The sequence below is a fragment of the Pseudomonas typographi genome (assembly GCF_014694385.1).
GTDB lineage: Bacteria > Pseudomonadota > Gammaproteobacteria > Pseudomonadales > Pseudomonadaceae > Aquipseudomonas > Aquipseudomonas typographi.
This window is the reverse complement of the sequence record NZ_JAAOCA010000008.1, coordinates 123267-146234: the sequence shown is the minus strand read 5'-3', so window position 1 is coordinate 146234 and position 22968 is coordinate 123267. Positions and strand designations below refer to the sequence as shown.

Below are 22968 nucleotides of genomic sequence, written 5' to 3'. Positions count from 1 at the left end.
TTAATGCTGGAGGATTTTGGAAAGGAACAGCCGGGTGCGCTCGCTACGCGCGTCGGCGTTATCGAAAAACTCAGAGGTGGCGCAGTCTTCAATAATCTTGCCGCCATCCATGAAAATCACCCGGTCGGCCACACGGCGAGCAAAGCCCATTTCATGGGTCACCACCATCATGGTCATGCCTTCACGGGCCAGGTCGCTCATCACATCGAGCACCTCATTGACCATCTCGGGGTCGAGCGCCGAAGTCGGCTCGTCGAACAGCATCACCATTGGGTCCATCGACAAGGCACGGGCGATGGCCACACGCTGTTGCTGCCCGCCCGAGAGCATGCCGGGGTGTTTGTCTTTGTGCGCCAGCAGGCCAACGCGATCCAGCAGCGCATGCGCTTTGGCCTTGGCCTCTTCGGGGTTGCGCTTGAGGACTTTGATCTGCCCCATGCAGAGGTTTTCAGTTACCGACAGGTGCGGGAACAGTTCGAAATGCTGGAAGACCATGCCCGCCCGCGCACGCAATTTCGGCAGGTCGGTTTTTGCATCGCCGACGCTAATGCCGTTCACCCATACGGTGCCCTTTTCGAACGGCTCCAATGCATTAACGGTCTTGATCAGGGTCGACTTACCCGAGCCGGAGGGGCCGCACACCACGACCACTTCACCTTTACTGACATGCGTGGTGCAATTATCCAGCACTTGAAACTCGCCGTACCATTTGCTCACGTTATTGAATTCAATCATCTGCTTCATCCGCTGGGTTGGCATTACTTATGTATGGTTCAGCGCGCGACACGTGTTCTTCGCTCAAGAAATTTAACGACCCGCGAGGCGCTGAAGCAGATCACCCAGTAGACCAGCGCGACGAACAGATACAACTCGACCAGGCGGCCATCGCGCTGCCCGATTTTTGCGCCGGCGCCGAGGAAGTCTGTCAACGACAGCACATACACCAGCGAAGTATCTTGGAATAGGATAATCACCCGCGTGACCAATGACGGCAGCATATTGCGAACGGCCTGTGGTAGGATGATGCTCTGCATCGCCTGCCGATACGTCAGGCCGATGGCCAGCCCGGCGGCCATTTGGCCGCGCGATACAGACTGAATGCCGGCGCGCATGATTTCGCAAAAATACGCGGCCTCGAACAGCGTGAATGTAATAATCGCTGACTTATAAGCACCTATATTTATAGGCCGTGAAGCGCCCGTTACCCAGGCACCTATGTACGGCATCAGAAAATAAAACCAGAAAATCACCAATAGCAGCGGAATCGACCGCAGGGTGTTTACATAGATGCCCGCGGGTACGGACACCAGCCGATAAGGCGACAGGCGCATCACTGCCAGCAGTGTCCCCAACACCAGCCCCATGCTGGCGGCGGCCAGGGTCAACGTCAGGGTGAAGGTCATACCCGTGCCGAACAGATAGGGGATGGCCTGAATGACGGCATTGAAATCGAAGTTCATGACGCGCTCCCACTCAGTTTCATCCGCGCCTTCCAGCCAATCCTTCCCGGCAGGGCGAAATGCCGCTCCAGGTAATGCATGGCCATAACCACACAACCATTGATTGCGAGGTAACCGGCCGTGGCCGCCGAGAAGGCTTCGAAGATATGAAAACTGAACTCCTGCATTGCTCGCGCCTGGCCGGTTAGCTCCAAAAGGCCAATGGTCAACGCTACGGACGAGTATTTGACGATCCCCATGAACTCCGAGGTCAGCGGCGGTATCACGATCCGATAGGCCTGCGGCATGATCACGTAGCGATACACTTGAAGGGGCGTCAGGCCCATTGCCGTGCCGGCCTGCCCTTGCCCGCGCGGCAACGACTGGATGCCGGCACGCAGCGTTTCCGCCAATCGCGCGGTGCCGTAAAAGCTCAGGCACAGCACGGCGGGTATGAACTGCCCCCAAGGTTGCCCCATCTGCTTCAAGGCATCACCCCAGTCTTTGGGCAATACTTCCGGAAGGACGAAGTACCACAGAAACATCTGCACCAGCAGTGGGATATTACGAAATATCTCTACGTAAACCGTGCCGATGAAATGAAGCCATACGGACGGCGCCGTTCGCAGAACGGCCACGATCGAACCGAAGAACAGCGAAATAACCCCCGCGGACAGTGAAAGGGCCAACGTCCAGCCGACGCCCATCAGTAGGGTGTATAAGTACGTGTCAACGCCATTGGAAGACAGATCAACAAAGACCGTCCAGCTCCAGTCGTAGTTCATGGGGGCGCTTACTCGTAAGCCGCAGGGTCAGGCGAATCGGTAGGGTTGGCCAATGCCTTCTTGAGTGCGTCGCTCATGGGGTAATTCAGGTTGATGCCGCGGGGCGGAATCGGCGAGGTAAAGTACTTGTCGTACAGTGCGGCAACGGTGCCATCTTTGATCAGCTCGACCACGGCGGTGTCTACCAGCTTCTTGAAATCAGGGTCGTCCTTGGGTTCCAGGATGCCATAAGGTGCGAGCTCCAGGCCCTTGGTACCGACTACAAAATCCTCAGGGTTCTTGGACGCCGCAACAGCACCGTAGGCCAATCCATCATCGTTGGCAGAGCCGGCTGCTCGCCCACTGGATACCATCAGAAAGGTTTCTGCCGTGTCCTTGGCCGCAGCGACGGAAATACCATAGCCGTGCTCGGCGTTGAGCATCGAAATCAACTTGAATGTCTGGCCGCCTGCTTGTGCGGCAATAGTCTTGCCACGAAACGAGGCCAAGTCGTTGACGTCTACACCGCCATCCTTGCGAGCCAGCAATACGACTTGGGCAACGAAGGTCGTGGGGGCGAAGGCCACCAGGGCATGGCGGTCAGCTTTATTGGTGGTATTGCCGCACTCAAGATCAATCGTGCCATTGGCCAACAACGGAATACGCGTCGCCGAGGCCGTGGGATTGTAGTGCACCTGTAGCGATTTCAGCCCGAGCGAGGCCTGTATTTTCTTGGCAACGGCTTCGCAGATTTCAACGGTATAACCCACGGGTTTCTGCTGGGCATCAAGAAACCCGAAAGGCACCGAGCTCTCGGGATAGCCCAGGGTAATGGCGCCCGACTCTCGGATTCTGTCGATTCGCCCATCGGCGAACGCATGCGCACTGAGTATCGATGCCGCGAGTGCGGCAGCAGCAAATAGCGTTTTCATTTTCCTTCCTCGGTAATCGAAACATAGAACAGCTTCATCTGGTGTCGCGAACTGACCGAGAGCAGGAGATCGGTAGTGGCCAAAAGTATCCGCGAAGAATATCGTTAAGCCCAATACCTCTTACGTATTCCTAGATACCGGTTTGATATGAACGAAGGTCACATGAAGCTCCGCCAGATCGAAGCATTTCGCGCGATTATGTTGACCGGTTCGATGACGACTGCGGCGCGCAAGCTACACACCTCCCAACCGCAAGTCAGCCGCCTGATCGGCCAACTCGAAGGCCTCACCCAGTTCCCGTTATTCGAGCGGCATGGCTCCAAACTCAAGCCGACATTGGACGGGGAGCGATTCTATGCGGAGGTTGAAAAAACCTTTGCCGGCCTGAGCAGCTTGGAATCAGCCGCGGCGGTGATTCGCTCTTTCGGCAAGGATCGCTTAGTGCTCGCGGCGATGCCCCGGCTCGCAGGCGGGTTGATGGCAAGGGCGGTGGCGCGGTTCAAAGTGGAGTTCCCAGACGTGATGGTGACGATCCAGTCCGGCAACGAAAGCACCGTCAACGAATGGATCCGTTCCGGAATGTGCAGTACCGGCCTGGCCATGCTCTACGATCAGACACCCGGCATCTTCGTCGACCCTGTGATCACGTCAAACTGCGTGGCCGTGTTCCCCAAAGGCCATCGCTTCGCACATTTGGAGCGCATTGCACCACAGGATTTCGCCAACGAACGCTATGTCTCATTCCCCAGCGCAAGCCCAGTGCGGGGGCGTATCGATCACATCTTCGCCGAAGCGGGGGTCAACCGGCTCATCGTTGCCGAAGCGAGCCTTGGTTCGTCGATATGCGCGCTGGTGGGTGCCGGTATGGGCGTAAGCTTGATAAACCCGGTCGCCGCATTTGAGGAGGCGATCATTAATAGCATCGAATCTCGCCCATTCACTGAAAGCATTCCGGTGGTGATTGGCCTTCTGTTTCCGTCGCACCACCCGCAGTCAAGGTTAGTTAGCCGTTTTGCGCAATGTGCCCGTGAAGTGATGTTGCGAGAGCTGTCGCCGCTGTGTGGGTAACGGGGCGGCTGACTATTTAGTGATACAACCGATCTCGAGCTGCTATTGGCGCGAATTCCGGCGTGCTGCATGGCTTTCTTTGTGCGAATAGGCGGCGCGCGCACGCCATGGCCGGTTTACTCATCTGCACCATAGGCAGCGCCGCCGGCACGAACGTCAAAACGACCGGGTGTAGGGGGCGGCCAGGGTGTTTCTACCGGCAGCCTCGCGTTCGCTCAGCGTGCTGGCGCGCTCAGTCAACGTTGGCTGCCTCGCGCAAGTATTCCGAACGGCGAGCGCTTAAAGTCGGGGGTAATGGGAAAAACCCTAGCTCACAATTCCAAGAATAGAGCCACCTCGATGAGTCCGACCAAATCCCTACCCGCATGCCTGGTACTCAGCTTCGCATCGTTCACCGCCCAGGCCGCCGACGGCCCAGCGCCCCCCTCAGTGAGTGAGCCCAGTGGCATCAACCTCGGCGGCACCAGCTTTTACGATGGCTTCGCAGGGCCTCCCGGGCTGTCGCATCTGACCTACCTGAAGTTCAGCACGGCGAGGAGCATGAAGGATAACCGTGGCAAAAATAACGAAGCCTTCGATAACCCGAAAATCAATGTCGTCACCTTGATCAACCAGTTGAGCTACTACTCTGCGAACACGATGGCAGGTGGAGCGCATTTGGGCTGGAGCTTACTGGTTCCGATCATATCGCTTGACGGTGATTTTGGTGATAACGGTGCCAAGCTCAAAGATAACGGAACAGGCCTCGGCGACATCACCGTAGGGCCCCAGGTACAGTTTGATCCGATTGTCGACAGCCACGGGCGCCCGGTTTTCGTCCAGCGTGTAGCGTTCGACACGGTGCTGCCAACTGGCAAATACGACAAGCATAAGGACTTGAACCAAGGTTCGAATTTCTATTCATTAAACCCGTATTGGGCGGCCACCTGGATGTCCGCACCGCGCTGGGAAGTTAGCGGGCGGCTTCATTACCTCTATAATTTCAAGAATAAAGACCCTGCTAGCAGTTCAGCCCAGTTTTTCAACGGGCAGCCCGTACGCCATACCCAGGCCGGCCAGGCCGCATGGAGTAACTTCACGGTTTCCTACGCGGTTATACCGAACCTATCAGTGGGTATTAATGGCTACTACTTCAAACAACTGTCCGATGACAAAGTCAATGGCAGCCGCTTGCCCAGCTCTCGGGAAACCGTCTTGGGCATAGGCCCTGGCGCGTTCTGGAAAGTCAGCGAAGCACAAGGGTTTTGGCTTAACACCTTTAAAGAGGTGGACGTTAAGAATCGATCGCGAACGAATATGGCAATCCAGGTTCGGTACGCTCACAGCTTTTGATCGATACCGGCCGTATACATGCAAGGGTTCTATACCCCGAGGTGACGCTTATGAACGCACTGGCATCAATCGACAGCAAGAAATCGTTGGCGGCCCTGTGCCTGATGGTGGTCGTTTCTCTAGGAACGCTTCAAGTTCAACCGATCCTGGGCGGTGCGTTTATTGACCAGTTAGGTCTGCCGCTCAGTGCGATAGGTGGCATATTCGCCGCAGAGCTTATTGCCATGGCGGTGGCGTGTGCATTCAGTGCGATGCTGATGACGCGGGTAGACCGTCGCCGTTTTGCGTTGATTGCCTTGTTTGGCCTGACCCTAGGTAACCTTGCGAGCACCCAGCTGTACGCTCAACTGCCATTGTTGATATGCCGAGCACTCTGCGGTGCCAGTGGCGGCGCGTTGATGGCGGTGGTTTATGCTACCGCGGCGTTACGTACCGCTAAAGATTCGACGTTCGCGGTCATTAATATTGGCAACCTGTTTTGGGGCATGCTGCTCGTGACTTCAATGCCGGCGGTACTGAAGTGGCACGGGGTGAACGGCGCATTTTTGCTGTTGGCTGGCGCCAGCGCACTCGCTATTTGGGGCTGCTGGAAGGTGCCAAGAGGCTACCCGGGCGGTGAGCGCGCGGCTGCCCTGCAGGCGCAGCCATTTGGCCTGACCTCGGCCTTGCTGTTCATACTTTTTGCATTGTTGTTTTTCGGGCATTCCGCACTCTGGGTGTACCAGGAACGCATCGGGAAAAGCATCGGCCTGGCGCCGCAACAGGTGGGCGCCATTTTGGGCGGGAGCATCCTCGCGGGTGCATTGGGTGCGGGCCTGGCCGGCGTCATCGGTCGGCGCCTTGGGTTGTTACTTCCACAATTGCTCAGCTTTGGCACGGCGCTGATTGCGACGGTCGTGATGGTGTATGGCAGCAGCCCCATCGCTTTTACCGTGACCGCCTGTTTGATCCATATGGTCTGGTTCTTTAGCCTTCCTTACCTACTGTCCATGGCGGCCGAGCTAGATCCATCCGGGCGTTTGGCCGGCCTAGGTAACGCCGCGATTTTTATTGGCCAGGGGCTCGGCCCATTCGGCGCAGCGTTAGCCGTCGGTGGTGGGCAACTTCGCGCGGTGGGGTGGCTCGCGGCCGCAGCCTATTTGCTAGGCCTTGTGCTCTGCACTGTCGTTGTAATGCGTTTTCGGCGTATCGCACAGCCCGTGCGGGCACGGCTGGCCCCTCAACCCGGTTGATAAGCCCTTAAAAAGGCGGCTACCGCAGCGCCTACCGCATCATTGACTTGGTCATCCCGAGGGGGCGGGTCGAGCCCCCACAGTTCCTCGGCCACTAATGAGGCACTGAGCCGCCGCGAGTAGCGATGCGGCGGCTTTGCGCGACCCTCAACAAACCCACCTGTCGGTTACAGAAATAGCCTTGGGCTGGGGTTATAGCAGTAACTCGCACTTCAGCAGGCACTTCAAAAAGGTGCACGCGGTGTCGCCCAGTTTATACCGGGGTGCCGGGGTTGCCAGGATGTGTATAGGTTAACGAGTAGAACACCTTCGCGGGGCGCCCGAACGGTCGTTTTGCCGGGTGCCCTGCACCGCTTTTCGTTTCCCGCCCCGCCCCGCCTCACCGGGCGATATGGAGCGCAGAGCCGCCTTGGCGGCGGCTCATCACATCAAGACGGCTCGGTACTGGGCTCTCCCGTAGTGTTATCGGCAGGAACCTGGCCTTCCTCCAGGTTGCGTAGTTCTCGGATGCCGGCCGGGTCGGTTGTGCTGGCCTGTTTCTTAGCGGCTCGCGCGCTGGCCGCATCGAAGGCCGCATTCGCGAGACCGATGATCACCTGGGGCCCTAGTTGCACGGCGCCACGGGCGAAGTGAATTGTGTTTTCCGCTACACGGGCGCTTGAGCCCGGTTTTTGAGTATGGGGCAGGGAGGCTCTGTCGGGATGCCTTAGATTGTTCAGCGCCGCCTTAGGGCGCTCCGCTTGGCTCGCTTTCGGTTTTCCTTCGGCCTTGGCCAAGGCGTCCGCTTCGGCAGGCGCCTGGTTGTTCGAGAAGAACGGCTGAAGCGTGAGGCCGGATTGGAAATACGTTGCCAGTGTATGAACGAGCTTCTCTCGCAAAGGGCTGTTTTTCTCTATGGCCGTTCCCTGGCTTAACGCGGTGCTGAGCGCTACCCCTTCGCCCAGGCTCAGAATTCGGCCAGCCAGATCAGAAAGGGCGGCCCGGTCAGCCGGATTGAGCTTTTTCAGCGCGTCCTTCCCGGCGGCCACCCCCAACGCTCCCCACCCCTTGGTTTCCGTGGTAAGTGTATGCGTCGGGATATGTTCATCCCCATGGGTTTGCAGGTACTTCGCGGTAGCTTGCGTACCGGCCATAAGCGTGCCGCCTATGCCGGAAAAAAGAGCCCGCCAATGAACATTGTCGGCATTCAACGCGGTGAATTGGGCCAACAAATCCCTCACCGCATGGGCTGCGCCGAAGGCGGTGAAGCCCGTGAAGTCACCGCTCACGGTGCCGAAGTTCCAGGCATTCTGCGCGCGCTGATACCCTGCACGCAGCTCTGCCTGCGAGGCGTCGACCGCTTCGCGTTGATCGGCAGTGCGGTGCACTCTGCGGCCATGCTCGGTCACGTCGTGCAGCGCCTTGGGGTATACCGACAGGGCATCGGCTTTTTTGACGCCCAGGCCAACAGTCTTATCGACGGCCAACTGAACAAAAGGCCGAAGGCCGTCGCTGACCACCTTATGGCTGGCGCCCAATGCCCCGGACGTGGCCGCCACATGCGCTGCGAAGTTCTTATCTGCCATGGCGGCATCTACGCCTGAACGGGTATAGCCAAAGTGCAAATAGGAGGCGAAGCCTTGGGGAAGGCCCGCGCCGGCAAATACCCGTGCGGCGGCCACAGGGTTGGCGGCGGCGGCTTTGAGGCTGGCCACGTAATCTTCGCGCCCAACGTTCTTCAACGTGGTGTTCAAAATATCATTCTTGGCCGTCGAGTCTTTTAGGTTGTTGTCCTCACCCCGGCCTTCATGGAAAAGCCCAAATTCGTGCTTGGCTGCCCGCCATTGGCCGGCTTGGTCTGCCGCCACCTGCCGCTGGGCCGGGGCGAGCGTGTCATCCGCCGCCGCGGCTGCGGCATGCTCGATACGGCTTTGCAGGAACGTATCCAAGCGAGCAGGTAGTTCTTCAACCATAGGCGCCATCACACTTTGTGCATAGCTGTGGAACGCGCGTTGGCTGCGTTCTATCTGCTCGCCCTCGGCCGCCGTTGCGCTAGCCCGGGCTTCGGTGTAAAGCGAATGGTACGCGCCCAGCATCTTACCGATCCGATCGCAGTGCCCTTCCCAGACGGCCTTGAACCCCCCGTCCGCTTGCGCCGCCTCCGGGCTCTTGGCCATATAGGCGTTCAAGTCTGCAATCAGCGCATCGTTCTCTTCTGCGCCCGAAAGCATTGGGTGCGGTGGGCGGCCCAGTTCATTCAGATGCTGCTGGATCTCTTCGAAACTGGCCTGCGGGATGATGTTCAACAGCTTACCTTCCAGCGCCATATGCTGCTGAGCGTAGGCCAGGGGGGCTTCATCGATGTTCATGTTGGCGATCCGCCGGGCGTCCTGTCTCAAGCGTGTTCGCTTACTTTCAAACAGGCTCTGCTGTTCGTCGTTGGTCGCCGCCTGGGTGAAATGATGTGGCACCAGCGGCAATGAAGTTGACGGGCGAACCTGTGCGGCCAACGCCGACCGTACAGGCGTTATTTCGTCGCGTGGGTCGGGGCTCGTTAATTGCGTCTGGGGGGGGATATGAAGCCCGGTGGTAGACGGTATCATGGCGGCCTCCCTAGCGCTTGAACGCGGCGCTCAACCCGGCAGGGCGCGTGCCGGGTTGGGGGATTGGGGTCGCTTTGGCAGCCTTGCTGCGCGCATCGTTGTCGAGGAAGTGATTGCCTCGCCATACCAAGGCCATGTCGGCTAAGCCACCCATCAGCCCGAGTAACCGCTCGGCCGTGAGGTTGTCGACCATGACGTTGCTGGTCAATACGACTTGCCCCGTTTCTGAGTTGTAAGCCAGCGAAGGGCTGAATGGGCCACTGAAGAGGTATAGGTTGGTTTCCAGCAGGCGTTGGAGCACAGCTTCCCGGTTGCCCCGGGGCAACGGCCCGAAGCCGCAATAGATGAAAATATCGCCTTCACCCACGCCGGGGTTATGGGTGAGGTTGAAGTCGACCTCTTTGACGGAAAGATTGGCCCGTTCATAGAACGCAGAAGGGTTGGGTATCAGGGTGAGCTCGCACAACTGGTCGATCAGCGTGCAATAAGCAGAGGAAGCCATAAAAACCTCACAGTCATTATTATTGTAGGGCTCAGCTCGAGCCTAGCCACTCTGAGTGTCGGGTTTTCTGAATCGGTTCCCGCGGGCCAACGTTTGAAACACCCACTGCGGGAAAACCAGGCGGGCAGGGGGCGTTTCTTCAGGTCGCGAGCACTGGCCGGTGCCGTTGTATACGCCCCGCGCATGTATTCAGGCGCGCTGCAAAATCTCGCAGGGCTCGTGGGGATACAAGACCAGCCTAATGTTGACCAGCAGTATCAATAATTCACGGTGGTGCGGGAACGCGTTTCGAACATGGTCCAACAGCCCATCGATATGCTGTTGAATAACCCGAGGCGGCGATGCGCTGAGGTCGCGTGCTCTAACCCGAAGGTATTGGCCAATGTCGGCGATCACGGCATTTACACCCACCCCTGTAGTTACGTCAGAAACAGCAAGCTGCTGCCATTTGCGCCGCAGGTCCAGGATGTTGGCGCCAAGCCTCAGTTCGGCCAGCAACGTACTGTCGAGCGCCACATTGGCCAGGGCATTGGCTTTTACCCGCGGCATCAGGATATGCAAGCGATCGAGCATGCGCTGCACGAACGCTTGGCGTTGTAGGTGGCTATGGGGTGCCTGCCCACCCTCGAGGGTCGCTTGTAGGTCTCGCAGGCCAGCACGCAGAATCCGTTGGCCGGTCCACGCCGGGGTGCGTGCTCGCACGATAGACATGGTCACCATGGTGAGGGCAATACCGAGCACCGTCGCCACCGCGTTGTTCAGCGTTCCGATGAAATCACCGGCGTATCGATTGCTCAAACCCAGCAGGGTGGCGATATTCGTTGACAGCACCATGGCAATGAAAGTGGTAGAGGGCGCCGCCATTAATAGGCCCAAGGCGAGAAAAGCTGGGGCCAGCATCAGGGCGGCCACTTCAAAACTGTTGGCTCTGGGCAAAATCAACGATGAATAAATCAGCGTGATCACCACCGATACCACTACGTACTTGGCAAACAACTTCATGGACGGCAGCGGGCTATCGAGCGTGGCAAAGAACGAGCATGCCACGGCCGCAATCATCGGCACCGATGCGCCATCAGGCCAGCCCGTGGTTATCCAAAAGGCGCAGCCGGCCAGCACGGAAATAAAAGCGGTCATCGCGGACAACCCGGCCAGCCCCCTGTCGATATGCCGAACCGTCGGTAACCGTTTGCGCGGCTTCGCGTATCGACCGTCGCCCAGCCTTTCTCGTAAATGCTCGCAGGCTTGCATAACCTTCAACAGTTCGTGAAGCCGGGCGACCGTGCTGGACCACAACAGTGAGTCCCAGTTGGCGCCGTTGCGTCCCAGTTCGGCCTCAACCCTGCGCAGTTCTTGGCGCAGCGCACCCGTGGGCTTGGCCAGGCCCGGCGCGTTAAGCCAAGCGACTATGTGTTCGAACACGGCCCCAAGGCTGTCCGGTATCGGAATCTGTTGCCTGCGTGCGATAGCCAGCCGCTGTTCAACCGCAGCGAGTATCGGCAATAACAAGGAAAGATGCTGCAACAGCGCGTTGGCCAGATCGGCCGTTTGGCGCCCGTTGTTACCCTCGAACGCAATATGCGCGGTTAGCATCTCGATGTTCAGCGGGTAAGCCGCCACCTGCGTCAGCAACGGTGAGTGGTTTTCCTCCGAGCCGGTGGGAACGTAGGCCAGCGCCTGCGCGCACCAGAGGCGAGTATCGCGCAGCCAGTCATCGATGCTATGGATAACCGCACTGCGCACGCTGTTGGGAAAGACAATGGCGTGCACAAGGCTGCTGCAGGTAACGCCCAGCATGATCTCCTCGACCCGGGACACGGCAGTGTCAAAAATGGAAATGGGCGTTTCGACACTGGGAAACCCTATGAAGGCGGCACTGTAACCGGCCAGCATGAAAACATAGCTGCGCGGCGAGCGGTCTTGCAGTGACAGGTAAAGGCAAGCCGAAACCCACGCCGCAAGGGCAAGGCTTAGCATTTCCGGCGACTGAACGAGGTTGGGGACCATCAGCACGGTAGCCACCGCCCCTATCAAGGTCCCTAGAAACCGATAGACAGACTTCGATTGCGTGGCACCGGCGAACGGCTGCGACGCAATGAATACGGTGGTCACTGCCCAACCCGGGCGGTCCAGATTTAAATAAAGGGCCAAAAACAATGCCAGCAACGCGGCAGCGCAGGTTTTCGCCGAATACAGCCAGGCTTTACCGCCTGGCCACCGAATGGATGCCATCACGCCCCGGCATCACTGGCGCGAGCTGTTTCCTGAGCCTGCCGTATCCGGTTGAACACCTGAAGGCAGGTGTCCAATTCATCGTCCGAAATTCCCGCTAATGCCTCGCGGCGGAAGCTGGCCACTGCGGGGGCTAGGATTCTGCTCCAACGCAACCCGGCCTCGGTGAGCTTCAATGTATTGGCCCGGCGGTCGTCCGGCGCCTGTTGGCGAATGACCAAGCCTGCATTGAATAACTGATCGACCAGCCTCACCACCGTGGATTTTTCGATGCCCAATCTCGCGGCGAGATCGTTTTGCCTGATTTCACCGCGGGCGGTGTCGATGACCACCAGCGGCCATGCAAGTGAATGGGAAAGCCCCAATGCGTCGGGGATCGCCTGGTTGGCTGCACTGCGCCATAACTGGGCCAGCGGAGCAATGCTGCTGGAAAAGGCCAGTTCCAGTTCTGCACGGGCTATCATCAAGCACCATCCCAATTAGTTGTAAGCACAACTAATTTACGAGAGAAAGGCGCCGCGATCAAGCGCCCCGCTATGGCGAGCCATAGGGGTACGGCGCGACGTGGCAACGCCGCCTGTGCGCAAAAGGCACCGCCCAAACGGTGCCGTCAACTTTTGAGGCATCACACACCGGGGTGGCCCAGGCGCGCTAGGCATGGGCGGCGCACTTCGCCCCGCGAGGCTGACTGGGCCGTATATAACAACCATTAGTTTGTTATAAGAATATTTCTAATCATTCGTTGGTGTTGTAATAGAACCCCCCTATGCTCTGGCCGCTTGGTTATTTATCCGTTTGTAGGTATGTAAACTTGGCAGCAGTGTGGAGAGGCTGGGTACGCTTCACATACCCGGCCACTGTTCGGCAGGCTGAATTGTTAGTTGGCCGGCCTGCAATGCGCAGGCGTGGCTGAATGCAGGCGAAGGCGCGTGGTTGAAAGGATAAATGAATGAATGAGCCGATTTTCCGCCTGTCACGCGTCACCAAGCTATTCGATGATAACGCCGCACCCGTTCTAGCACTCGATGGCGTAGATCTGGACGTCGCCCGCGGTTCTTTTTTGGGCATTGTGGGTACGTCAGGGGCGGGCAAAAGTACCTTGTTACGTGTGCTCAACTTATTGGACACACCGTCGTCGGGTACCATCGAGTTTAATGGTCGCAACTTGGCCGAGCTGAATGCGAAAGGGCAGCGGGAATACCTTTCGAAAGTGGCCACTATTTTTCAGCATTTCAACCTGTTCCATGGCAAGACGGTGTTTGACAACATCACGTTCCCGCTGGCAATTCGGGGCGTGCCATTCAAGGAAAGGGCCGAACGGGCACGGGCGCTGATCAACCGGGTGGGCCTGGAAGGGCGTGAGGGTCATTATCCGTCGCAATTGTCGGGTGGCCAAAAGCAACGTGTTGGTATCGCCCGGGCGTTGATCACCCGCCCGGAGGTTTTGCTGTGCGATGAGGCGACCAGCGCACTGGACTCACAGACAACCCAGACGATTCTCGACCTGTTGGCCGAATTGAAGCAGTTGTATGGCTTTACCGTGATCCTGATTACCCATTCCTGGGAGGTGATTCGCTATGCGTGCGATGCGGCGGTGCTGCTCGAACACGGAAAGGTGACCGAAGCCGGTTTGCTGCGGGAGGTTATCCAGCGCGAGCGCTCGGTGCTCAAAGATCACATTCTGCCGCTGAACGGGGACGCGGCCTGGCAGAAAGGCCCGGATACCCTCGACCTGATTTTCGAAAACCCTGAAACGCAGACGGACCTGCTGGCCAAGGTGGCCAATGCACTGAGTATGGATTTCTCGATTTTGTCTGGCCGGGTAGACAACGTAGGCAAGCGGCCGATTGCTCGGTTCAAAGTCAGGTTTCGGCCGCGCCACCCGCCGGCGATGGTCGACGTTGAGCAGGTTAAACGGTTGCTCGCCGAGGCCATGAGTGCGGTCACCCTCTAAACCCTTTTGGGGCATGCCATGAACACCCTCAGTTGGCAAACGTACCTTCCAGACTTTTGGCTGGCCTTAGCTCAAACGCTCTACATGGTCGCCATTGCCGGCCCTTGTATCATTATTGTCGGTTTGGCCGTTGGCACCACGCTGTACCTGACCGCACCGCACTCCCTTTCGCCTAAGCCGGTGTTTTATTACTTGCTGACCACCGTAGTGAATATGGGGCGTTCCATTCCGTTTTTGATTCTTATCGTGCTGCTTATCCCCATCACCCGGGCGCTGGTCGGCACCACGTTAGGCCCCGCTGCGGCGATCATTCCGTTGGTGTTAGGGTTCAGCCCATTTTTTTCCCGGTTGGTCGAAGCGGCATTGAGGGAACTTGACCAAGGCCGTATCGACGCCGCGCGCACGATGGGCGTGAGCAAAACCCAGTTCGTATTCAGGGTGCTGTTGCCGGAATCGTTCTCGGGGTTATTGAACGCAATCACGATTATTCTCGTGGGCACCGTAGAGGGCACCGCGGTGGCCGGTGCGGTAGGCGCGGGTGGGGTGGGGGACTTTGCCATCGAATTTGGCTACCAGCGCTTTTATGGGGAGCTGATGTTTATCTCGGTGTTGGCCATGGTCATTATCGTGCAATTGATCCAACTTACCGGTGATGTTTGGATCCGGGCGAGAAAGCATAAGCGCTAGGTATTTATCCAAAGCAAGAGAACATCGGCGGTCAATAAGTTTTCACTGGCATTGAAGGGTAGGGGATGAACAACATAAACGCTAAAGCGGCCGGAATTGCCGTTATCGCCATTGGCGCGGCGCTGGCAGTGGCATGGTTCACCGGCGCTGGCCAGAACCCATCGAAAGGGCCCGGTGCAAGCCAAACGGCGGCTACGTTGAACAAGGGCACCACCGTATCAAGCACCCCTCTGAAGGTATACGCGACCGCCTCGCCCCAAGGCGATGTCATCAAGTACGTGCAGGCACTGGCCGATGCCGATGGGGCAGGCCTTAAACTGCAACTGACCACCAGTGGCGGCAGCGGTGCGCTCGATGCTTATGAGCTGCTGGCCAACGGCGATACCGATGTCACCTTTACCGGCCACCAGCCCTACGTCAACGCCTGGAAAGCGGCCCATCCGGCGTTGAATAACTTCGACGGTAAAGCGGCGGTGTTGGTCAACGCCTTTGGCCTATATTCTGAAAAATACACATCCGCGCAAGCATTGCCCGAGGGCGCTCAGATCTTGATCCCCAATGAGCAAACCAACTTGCCGCGTGCCTTGTTCATTTTGCAAGACCTCAAGCTGATCAAGTTGAACGTCGATAAGCTGGACAGCTCGCCGGCCGCTATTGCCGTGAGCGAAAAGTCGATCATCGACAACCCCAAGCATCTTAAATTGGTGCCCACAGACACCGTGTTGCGTGCCAAAGCGTTGCCTGACGCTGACGCCAGCTTCATCAACGGCGATGTGGCCCTTTCCAACGGCGTGGACCCGTCCCGGGCACTGGTCAAGGAGCAGGCAGCAGACAACCCCTACGCTAACCTCATCTATACGCGCAATAACCTGCTGGATGACGACCGGGTGACGCTGCTGGCGCGCTACTTGACTGGCCCTGAAGTGAAAAAATTCATCGACGATAACTACCATGGGTTTGTCGTTGCCGACCAAAGAATCATTCGGTAACCGGTAAGTTTTTTAGGGGGGGCCGGCGGGCGGTAGCCTCAGCCCACTTTTACCTGCCACCCCTCACCGGCGGCCGGGGTCAGTGCCCGGCCTGGCTTAGCAACTGCCCCAGTATCTCCTGGCGCAACGATTGCAACCGCGCAGCGTTGCGTTCGCGCGGGTGCGCCAAGCCTACCTCGATCACGTGGCGGATACGGCCGGGCCGTGGCTCCAGCACGATGACCCGATCGCCCAGGTACAGCGCCTCTTCGACATCGTGCGTGACCATGATCATGGTGCTGCGCTGCTGTATCCACAGCCGTTGCAGCTCTTGCTGCATACGTACCCGGGTCAGCGCATCGAGCGCCCCGAACGGCTCATCGAGCAACAGCAGCTTAGGTTGGGTGATCAAAGCCCTGGCGATGGCGGCGCGCTGGGCCATGCCACCGGACAGTTGGTGCGGGTAAGCGTGTTCGAACCCCTGCAAGCCCACCAGCGCGATGTGTTCGTTCACCCGTGCAGCGACGTGCGCCTTATCCAGCCGGGAGTGCTTCAGCGCCAAGGCGATGTTGTCGAATACGGTCTTCCAGGGGAATAGCCGGTGATCCTGAAATACCATGCCGCGGTCCAGGCTGGGGCCCCTGATCGGCTTGCCGTCCAGTTGCATCTGGCCCTCGTAATCCGTTTCAAGGCCAGCGATCAGCCGCAGCAGGGTGGATTTACCGCAGCCGCTGGCGCCTACGATGGCGATGAACTCGCCGGGCTGTACCTGCAGGTCGATGTGTTGCAGCACTGGCAGGCGGCGCCCGTCGATGGGGTAGTGCTTGTTCAGCCCACGTATGCTCAATGCTCCGGGCGTGTCGAGGGCCAAGGGGGGTATGGGAGGGGCGATGGCTGTCATGGATACACCTAGCGACGAAGCGGGCGCCAGCGCAGCAAGCGCTGGCTCAGGCGGGAAAACAACAGGTTCATGGCGTAGCCGAGCAAGCCAATGCACAGTACGCCGATCACGATGATGTCCATGCGTGCGCCTGCCTCTGCGTTCATCATCATGTTGCCCAGGCCCACGCCGGTGGATAGAAACAGTTCGCAGCCCACAGAGCTGACCCAGGCGAATGCCAAGGCATGCAATAGGCCGTTGAATAAGCTGGGCAGGGCGCTGGGCAGCAGCACATGCCAACAGTGTTGCCAAGGCCCGAGCCCAAAAAGCCGGCCAACTTCGCGATAGCGTGGGTCGACCTGGCTGAACCCCTCCACCGCATTGAGCGCCATCGGGTAAAAGGCCGCCAGGGCGACGATCAGCACCTTGGTGCCTTCGCCGCTGCCGAACCACAGCGCCAACAATGGTATCAAGCCTAGAATTGGTACTTGCCGCAGGCTATGGAACAGCGGCCCGACCAGCCGTGCGGCCAGCGGCGACAACGCCATGCCGGCGCCAAGCAGGGTGCCGAGGGAGGCGCCGTAGAGCAGGCCAAGGCAGGTGCGTTGCAAGCTTGCCAGCGCGCTCAGCCACAACTCGCCCGAGCCGCTCAACTCTCGCAACCCGGCGCCGATGCTGGCCAGCGAAGCGAAGGCGTAGGCATGGCTGGCATCCTGGCGCGAGGCGGCTTCCCAGGCGGCGACCAACAGCAACGGTGAGGCCAGCCCGCGTAACCCGGCGCAGCATTTCTTGAATGTGCTCATAGCGGCTTCCAACGCAGCAGGCGCTTTTCTAAAAGGTGAAAACCACCCTCAAGGCAGAAGCCGATCAGGCCGATCAACAGCACGCCTACCATCACCAGGTCGATGCGCAGCATTTGCCGGCTCATCTCGATCAATTGCCCCAAGCCAATGTCGCCGGCGAGTAACTCTGTGGCCACCAGCACCATCCATGCCCGGCTCAAGCCGATGCGCAGCCCAGTGAGCAACGTGGGTGCCGCCGCCGGCAAGGCGACCTCGGTGAGCAAACTGCGCAGCGGCAGGCGATACAGCGAGGCCACTTCGAAATAAGCGCGGGGGATGGCACGCACCCCTTCACAGGCGGCCAGTGCCACTGGAAAGAACGCCGCTTTGGTGACGATCAGTACCTTGAATACGTCGTCCACGCCGAAGAACAGAATGAACATCGGGATCAGGGCGATCGATGGGATCTGCCGCACGCAGTGAAACAGCGGGCCGCAAAACGCTTCGACGTTACGCGACAACGCCATGGCGGTGCCGAACGCCATGCCGGCCACCGCACCGATGCCAAAGCCCAGGCCCAGCCGCGAAAGGCTGGCCACCAAATGCTCGCGCAATTCCCCGCTGACCAGCAGTTCGGTGAAACTGTGGTACACGGCTTGCGGCGGTACCAACAACTGCACGGGGAACGCCCCGCTGTTGGCGGCCAACGCCCAGGCCAACAGCAACGCCGCCGGCGACAGTAGCCACAGCAGTGGTTGCCCGTTGAACGCTCGTCGCATGTCAATGCTCCATCGCTTGTAGGCCTGGGGCCGCGCGCAGGTGGCGTAACCAACCAAACCCACCGGCCAGTACCAGCGGTGCGATCCAGGCGAGAAACACATTAGCGATGCCCAGCCGTTGCGCGACCGCGCCGCCGAGCAAGGCACTGGCGCAGCTACCCAACAACCCGGCTAAATTGAACAGGCCGCCGATACGCCCTTTGTCCATGGGCTGGGCACCTAGCTGGGCCATGTTCAGCAGGTGTAGCAGGGCCATGGCCACGCTCAATAACACGGCCCCGAGCGCGTAAACGCTATAGCCGCTGCCCAGGCCCAGCAGCAGCAGGGCCGCCAGCGCTGAGACCATCGCGAACAGATAGGTAGACCGTGTACCCAGCCGTTGAACGGCCCGCCCAAGGCCCAATAACACCACCACCAACGCGGCGCCCTGCACCATCAACAACGAGGCTGCCCACGGCTGTGAAACCCCGGCCCGGGTGATGGCCAAGAGGATGATGAAGGTGCTGAACAGCGCATGGGTGGCGCCACAGAGCATTTCGACCAGGCAGCTCTGGCTGACCACCCGGTCGTTAAGCAAAGCCCACAGCGAAGCGCCCGATGCGCTGCCTGCCGCGGCGGGTTTTGGGGCAGCGTCGCGCCAAAAGCCCAAGCTGCTGAACGCCATGGCGCCGAAGCACATGCCAATGGTTGCAAAGCACCCGGCAAAACCTACTTGGGCACTGAGGCCGCTGCCTAGTAAAGGGCCGAGCAACCCCATGCCCAAGGTCAGGGCAGCGCGATACCAGCCAGCCTTGGCATTGCCAATGTGGCGCAGGCGGTCGAGGAAGGCGCTGCTCATGGCCACCATCCGAAACGGAATGCACAGCCCGATCAACAGCCGAAACATCGCCAGCCACACCCACCCGCTAAACAACGGGATGGCCAGGTTCAGCAGCATCGGCCCCAAGCTCGCCAGGAAGTACACCCGGCGTGCGCCGTAGCGGGCGATGAACACGCCGGCCGGAAGCGTCAGCAGGAGCATCCCTAAGGATTCCATGGCGCCGATCACGCCCAATTGCAGCGGGGTAGCGCCCAAGTCGATGGCATACAGCGTGGTCACGATCTTGGCCATGCCAATGGTGGAGCCGCTTAGCAGGGTGAGTATCATGAAGCCGGGCAAGAATGCCCTAGATGGCGACATTGAATTTCTCCAGCAAATGCCCCAGCGCGCTCGGCTCTATCCACTGGCGTACATCGAAGCGCGCGGGAATGAAGCGCCAGCGCTCAAGAAAATCGGTGAGGTCTTGTAGCGCGGCCACGGAGCGCTCGGCGAGGTTGGTCTGCAGGCGCATGTGCGCGTCTTCGCCGTAAGCCGCTGCTACCCAGTATTCGCTGGTGTTCAATTCGCGAGCGAGGAACCGCCGCGTGTCTTCCGGGTGCGCCCAGGCCCACTGTTCGGCACGCAGTACGGTTTCAACGATCAGTACGGCGGCGTCGAAATGATGGTCGAGCAGGTGTTGATCGACCGTGAGCGTACGCGGAGTACCGATGTTGGCACGTATCAGCGGATCGGGGTGCGAGCCCACATCCACCACTACGTGCAGGCCGAATTCGTCGGCCAATTGCAGGCCGTGGGCGCCTTTAAGGAAGATCGCATCGATATCGCCGCGCAGCAGGCCAATCAACTCGTTGTTGCGCCGGCGCGCGCGGTTGCCTTCGAGCATCACCTGGGCGCCATGGACGTGGCGCACCGGGTCGTCGCTGTAGGTGCCGCCATAGGGGTAGTCGACCAGTTCCACATCCGAGACAGCCAAGCCCTCAAGGCTCAGGGCATTTTCCAGGCCGCGGATGGCCTGGGCGCGGGTGAAGTCGATTTGAACATTGGCCCACAGCGGCACGCCGAACCGGCGGTTGCGCAAGTCACGGATGCTACGCACCGGGCTTTCGGGGCTCGACACGATCAACTGCACTTCGTCGCTCCACGACAAGCCCAATACCCGAGTGGCACGGCCGCTGGCCTTGGCCCAGATCGATGGGATGTTCCCGCCGTGGCGCACCGAGTTGGGCAAGTGATGGTCGAAATGCGCTTCGCGCACCTCGCGGTCGGAGGATTCTCGCAGCCCTTGGATGCGCGTGCCGTAAGGGCGGAACGCTTCGGCCAAGCGGCCGGATTCGACGGCAATACCAAGCCCCGTGGGCACCGGGCTATGGGTGTACCAGAGGGTATCGAGCGGGGTGTTCATTGCGGGCAAAATTCCTCTCGCGATCGGCGGGGCGGCCCCCGGATGGGCCGGGGGCTTTCGGTGAGTGTAGGGTGTTCAACCCTTCACTAACTGGCGCGGGCGGCGGCGCTTTGCAACGCTTCGAGCGGGCGCGGGTCGATCCAATCATTTACCGCCACCGGCCCCGGGGTGAAGCCCCAGCGGTGCAGGAAGTGGGTGAAGTCCTGCAGGGCCTCGATCGAGCGCGGTTCCAATTGGGTGCGCAGGCGCTGATGGGCGTCTTCGCCGTAAGCTTGGATCACCCAGTATTCACTGCTGTTGGCCTCACGCGCCAGGTAGCGGCGGGTGTCTTCCGGGTGCGCCCAGGCCCATTGTTCAGCCTGCTGCACAGCGGCCAAAATCGCCACCGCCGCATCGAAGTGATGGTCGAGCAGGTGCTGGTCGACGGTGAGCGTGCGTGGCGTGCCGTTGTTCGAGCGAATCAACGGGTCCGGGTGCGAGCCGGTGTCGATCACCGTGTGCAAGCCGAATTGGTGAGCCAATTGCACAGCATGGGCACCCTTTAGGAAAATCGCATCCACCTCACCGCGCAGCAGCCCGGTCAGCTCGCCATTCTGGCCACCGGCGCGGCGCGGGCTGAAGGCGCTAACGCCGGCGGTTTCGGCGGGCGCGGTGTCGCTGAAGGTGCCACCGTGGTGGTAGTTCACCAGTTCCACATCCTTGACTTCCAGGCCTTCGAGCTTTAGCGCGTTTTCAAGGCCGCGGATGGCTTGGGCACGGGTGAAGTCGATCTGTGCCTGGGCCCAGTCCGGCACGCCGAAGCGGCGCCCCTTGAGGTCTTTTACCTCGCGGATGCCGGTGTCGGGGCGGGTCAGGATCAACTGCACTTCGTCGGCCCACGACAAGCCGATTACCCGTGTTTGGCGGCCGCTGGCACGCGCCCATACGGCCGGGATGCTGCCGCCGTGGCGCACCGAATTCTGCAGGCTATGGTCGAAATGCGATTCACGCACCGCCTGGTCGGCCGAATCGCGCAACGAGTTGATGAGAGTGCCCTGGTGACTCAGCGACTGCTCCAGCCAGCCTTTTTGTACGGCGATGCCGAGGCCGGTGGGTACCGGGCAACGGGTGTACCAGAGCGTATCGAGCGGTTGACTCATGGGGAAGCTCCTTGAAGGTTCAGGCGCCGCGTTGCAGCGCCAAGGGGGTGTGTGCGTGCGAACGGTCACGGCCATGGACCAGCGGTAGCACCTCCTGGCCGATGCGCAGCGCTTCTTCCAGGTGGGGGTTGCCGGCCAGGATGAAGGTCGAAAAACCGGCGTCGCGGTATTCGGCAAGGCGCTCGGCAACGTTCTGGTGGCTGCCGACCAAGCCGATGGTCGGGCCAGGCTTGGCCTTGCCGAAACCCGCCCAGAGGTTGGGCGCGATGATCAGGTCTTCGAAACGCTCCACGCCCCGGTGGTATGCGGTTTGCCGTGCGGCACCCACCGAATCGGAGCCGCTGGCGAAATGCTGGATCGACGCGCTGGTTTGTGCATCGATGCGTTCGTATTGCCGGCGCAGCTCGCCCCAGGCGGCTTCTTCGGTTTCCCGGGCAAACAGGTCGATGCGGATGCCGAACCGCACCTGGCGCCCTTGCTTATCGGCCAGCTCGCGCACGCGCTCGATGTGCGGGCGCAGTTTTTCTACCGGTTCAGCCCAGTTCAGGTACACGTCGGCGTGCCGCGCCGCCACATCCAGGGCGGCCTCGGAGAACCCCGAGAAGTACACCCCCGGCTTGCGTTCGTGGCGAAGGCTGGGCGGCAGCCCGCCGTTTTCCAGTTGGTAGATCTCGCCCTGGTAACTGAAACGCTCATGGCGCCACAGCCCATCGATGATGTCGAGGAATTCGCCAGTGCGTTGGTAGCGCTTGTCGTGGTCGAGAAAGTCGCCCTGGGCGCGCTGGGCGGCCGGGTTGCCGCCGGTGATGATGTTCCAGTCGAGCCGGCCATGGCTCAGTTGCTGCAATATCGCCGCCTGTTGCGCCGCATAGGCCGGCAGTGTCCAGGTGGCCTGGAACGCGATCAAGAACTTGATCCGCCGGGTTTCGCGGGCCAGTGCCGCGGCAGCGATCCAGGGCTCTGGCCCGGTGGGCAACAGCGCCCCTTCGAAGCCTGCGATTTCGGCAGCCTTGGCAACTTGGGCAATGTAGTCGATATACGTGAAGCCGTCCGGCTCGCCGTTGGGCAAGCGGCCGGGGGCAATATGCCCAGGCTGGTGAAACGCTGCGCCGCGGTTGTTCTTGTCGGTGGCCAGGTACGGCCCGTCGCTTCCCAAGGGTAAGCGCCAGAAAAACTCGGTACTCATGATCGTCCTCCAGCAGTCTGCGATGGCCGGGCGAAGGCCGCCCAAGCAATACCGTTAGCTGAGCAAGTCGTGTGCCCAAAACCGCTAACGCCCGGCCTTAAAGGCTTGCGGCAGTATGGGCCGCCTCCACGGGGCGCCGGTTGCTGGCTGAGCAACACATGGCCAGCAACCCCTGCTGTAGCGGCAGCAGCCTAGCTTCGCAATAGGCCGTGTTGGCCTCAAAGGCGCAGCAAGCCATTGTTTTATAAGCTAGTTTATAGCTGGCACAACTCCTGCTCTGTGCTGCTT

23 protein-coding genes are annotated in these 22968 nt (G+C 59.9%); 7 read left to right on the top strand and 16 right to left on the bottom strand.

Annotated elements, in window-relative coordinates:
- The 4 genes from HAQ05_RS08475 to HAQ05_RS08460 are packed head-to-tail and all read right to left on the bottom strand — an operon-like array spanning position 1 to position 3135.
- Complete coding sequence (locus tag HAQ05_RS08475) at positions 1 to 735, bottom strand: amino acid ABC transporter ATP-binding protein (RefSeq protein ID WP_190419361.1); 735 nt, start codon at positions 733 to 735, stop codon at positions 1 to 3.
- Positions 736 to 773: 38 nt separating this feature from the next.
- Positions 774 to 1460, bottom strand: coding sequence for an amino acid ABC transporter permease (locus tag HAQ05_RS08470; protein ID WP_190419360.1), 687 nt, complete (start codon positions 1458 to 1460; stop codon positions 774 to 776).
- Positions 1457 to 2224, bottom strand: a complete 768-nt coding sequence (locus tag HAQ05_RS08465) for an amino acid ABC transporter permease (RefSeq protein WP_190419358.1) — start codon at positions 2222 to 2224, stop codon at positions 1457 to 1459. Before HAQ05_RS08465 ends, HAQ05_RS08470 begins: the two co-directional genes overlap by 4 nt.
- Before the next feature lie 8 nt (positions 2225 to 2232).
- Entirely contained in the window at positions 2233 to 3135 is a 903-nt protein-coding gene (locus HAQ05_RS08460) for an amino acid ABC transporter substrate-binding protein (protein WP_190419356.1), read from the bottom strand.
- Between the two features lie 162 nt (positions 3136 to 3297).
- Here HAQ05_RS08460 and HAQ05_RS08455 point away from each other — a divergent pair, with 162 nt between their 5' ends.
- The 3 genes from HAQ05_RS08455 to HAQ05_RS08445 all read left to right on the top strand — a co-directional run bounded on the left by HAQ05_RS08455 (position 3298) and on the right by HAQ05_RS08445 (position 6767).
- Entirely contained in the window at positions 3298 to 4203 is a 906-nt protein-coding gene (locus tag HAQ05_RS08455; protein ID WP_190419354.1) for a LysR substrate-binding domain-containing protein, read from the top strand.
- 339 nt (positions 4204 to 4542) lie between these two features.
- Entirely contained in the window at positions 4543 to 5535 is a 993-nt protein-coding gene (locus HAQ05_RS08450) for a SphA family protein (RefSeq protein WP_190419352.1), read from the top strand.
- Positions 5536 to 5585: 50 nt separating this feature from the next.
- Positions 5586 to 6767, top strand: a complete 1182-nt coding sequence (locus HAQ05_RS08445) for an MFS transporter (protein WP_190419452.1) — start codon at positions 5586 to 5588, stop codon at positions 6765 to 6767.
- Here HAQ05_RS08445 and HAQ05_RS29410 read toward each other — a convergent pair.
- Entirely contained in the window at positions 6755 to 6862 is a 108-nt protein-coding gene (locus tag HAQ05_RS29410) for a TetR/AcrR family transcriptional regulator C-terminal domain-containing protein (protein WP_190419349.1), read from the bottom strand. The two genes, HAQ05_RS08445 and HAQ05_RS29410, sit on opposite strands and share 13 nt — an antisense overlap.
- 41 nt (positions 6863 to 6903) lie before the next feature.
- On the opposite strand from HAQ05_RS29410, the gene HAQ05_RS08435 reads away from it, so the two are divergent.
- Positions 6904 to 7062, top strand: a complete 159-nt coding sequence (locus tag HAQ05_RS08435) for a helix-turn-helix domain-containing protein (protein WP_190419347.1) — start codon at positions 6904 to 6906, stop codon at positions 7060 to 7062.
- A gap of 133 nt (positions 7063 to 7195) precedes the next feature.
- Here the strand turns inward: HAQ05_RS08435 and HAQ05_RS08430 are convergent, their stop codons facing one another.
- The 4 genes from HAQ05_RS08430 to HAQ05_RS08415 all read right to left on the bottom strand — a co-directional run bounded on the left by HAQ05_RS08430 (position 7196) and on the right by HAQ05_RS08415 (position 12547).
- The gene (locus tag HAQ05_RS08430) at positions 7196 to 9115 is read right to left on the bottom strand and encodes a type III effector (protein ID WP_190419345.1); all 1920 of its coding nucleotides are present in this window, start codon (positions 9113 to 9115) and stop codon (positions 7196 to 7198) included.
- A 244-nt stretch (positions 9116 to 9359) separates the two neighbouring features.
- Entirely contained in the window at positions 9360 to 9851 is a 492-nt protein-coding gene (locus tag HAQ05_RS08425) for a CesT family type III secretion system chaperone (protein WP_190419343.1), read from the bottom strand.
- Between the two features lie 189 nt (positions 9852 to 10040).
- Entirely contained in the window at positions 10041 to 12083 is a 2043-nt protein-coding gene (locus HAQ05_RS08420; RefSeq protein ID WP_190419342.1) for an FUSC family protein, read from the bottom strand.
- The gene (locus HAQ05_RS08415) at positions 12083 to 12547 is read right to left on the bottom strand and encodes a MarR family winged helix-turn-helix transcriptional regulator (protein ID WP_190419340.1); all 465 of its coding nucleotides are present in this window, start codon (positions 12545 to 12547) and stop codon (positions 12083 to 12085) included. Before HAQ05_RS08415 ends, HAQ05_RS08420 begins: the two co-directional genes overlap by 1 nt.
- 485 nt (positions 12548 to 13032) lie before the next feature.
- Between HAQ05_RS08415 and HAQ05_RS08410 the strand changes: the two genes are divergently transcribed.
- From HAQ05_RS08410 to HAQ05_RS08400, 3 genes are all read left to right on the top strand, one after another.
- Positions 13033 to 14037, top strand: a complete 1005-nt coding sequence (locus HAQ05_RS08410) for a methionine ABC transporter ATP-binding protein (protein ID WP_190419338.1) — start codon at positions 13033 to 13035, stop codon at positions 14035 to 14037.
- Between the two features lie 18 nt (positions 14038 to 14055).
- Positions 14056 to 14724: a methionine ABC transporter permease gene (locus HAQ05_RS08405; protein ID WP_190419336.1), complete on the top strand. Its 669-nt coding sequence runs from the start codon at positions 14056 to 14058 to the stop codon at positions 14722 to 14724.
- Between the two features lie 65 nt (positions 14725 to 14789).
- Positions 14790 to 15713 carry a MetQ/NlpA family ABC transporter substrate-binding protein gene (locus tag HAQ05_RS08400; RefSeq protein WP_190419334.1) on the top strand — a complete coding sequence of 308 codons (924 nt, stop codon included), beginning with the start codon at positions 14790 to 14792 and terminating at the stop codon, positions 15711 to 15713.
- A gap of 79 nt (positions 15714 to 15792) precedes the next feature.
- On the opposite strand, the gene HAQ05_RS08395 is transcribed toward HAQ05_RS08400, so the two are convergent.
- From HAQ05_RS08395 to HAQ05_RS08365, 7 genes are all read right to left on the bottom strand, one after another.
- Positions 15793 to 16593 (bottom strand): ABC transporter ATP-binding protein, encoded by an 801-nt coding sequence (locus HAQ05_RS08395; RefSeq protein WP_190419332.1) that lies wholly within the window; start codon positions 16591 to 16593, stop codon positions 15793 to 15795.
- A gap of 8 nt (positions 16594 to 16601) precedes the next feature.
- Complete coding sequence (locus HAQ05_RS08390) at positions 16602 to 17375, bottom strand: ABC transporter permease (protein WP_190419330.1); 774 nt, start codon at positions 17373 to 17375, stop codon at positions 16602 to 16604.
- Positions 17372 to 18133 (bottom strand): ABC transporter permease, encoded by a 762-nt coding sequence (locus HAQ05_RS08385; RefSeq protein ID WP_190419328.1) that lies wholly within the window; start codon positions 18131 to 18133, stop codon positions 17372 to 17374. The genes HAQ05_RS08390 and HAQ05_RS08385 overlap by 4 nt, the downstream gene beginning before the upstream one ends.
- A 1-nt stretch (position 18134) precedes the next feature.
- The gene (locus tag HAQ05_RS08380; protein WP_190419326.1) at positions 18135 to 19313 is read right to left on the bottom strand and encodes an MFS transporter; all 1179 of its coding nucleotides are present in this window, start codon (positions 19311 to 19313) and stop codon (positions 18135 to 18137) included.
- On the bottom strand, positions 19300 to 20355 hold the full coding sequence (locus tag HAQ05_RS08375) for an ABC transporter substrate-binding protein (RefSeq protein ID WP_190419324.1): 1056 nt from the start codon (positions 20353 to 20355) through the stop codon (positions 19300 to 19302). The genes HAQ05_RS08380 and HAQ05_RS08375 overlap by 14 nt, the downstream gene beginning before the upstream one ends.
- An 86-nt stretch (positions 20356 to 20441) precedes the next feature.
- Positions 20442 to 21494: an ABC transporter substrate-binding protein gene (locus HAQ05_RS08370; protein ID WP_190419322.1), complete on the bottom strand. Its 1053-nt coding sequence runs from the start codon at positions 21492 to 21494 to the stop codon at positions 20442 to 20444.
- A 19-nt stretch (positions 21495 to 21513) separates the two neighbouring features.
- Positions 21514 to 22680 (bottom strand): LLM class flavin-dependent oxidoreductase, encoded by a 1167-nt coding sequence (locus tag HAQ05_RS08365; RefSeq protein ID WP_190419320.1) that lies wholly within the window; start codon positions 22678 to 22680, stop codon positions 21514 to 21516.
- Positions 22681 to 22968: the final 288 nt, after the last annotated feature.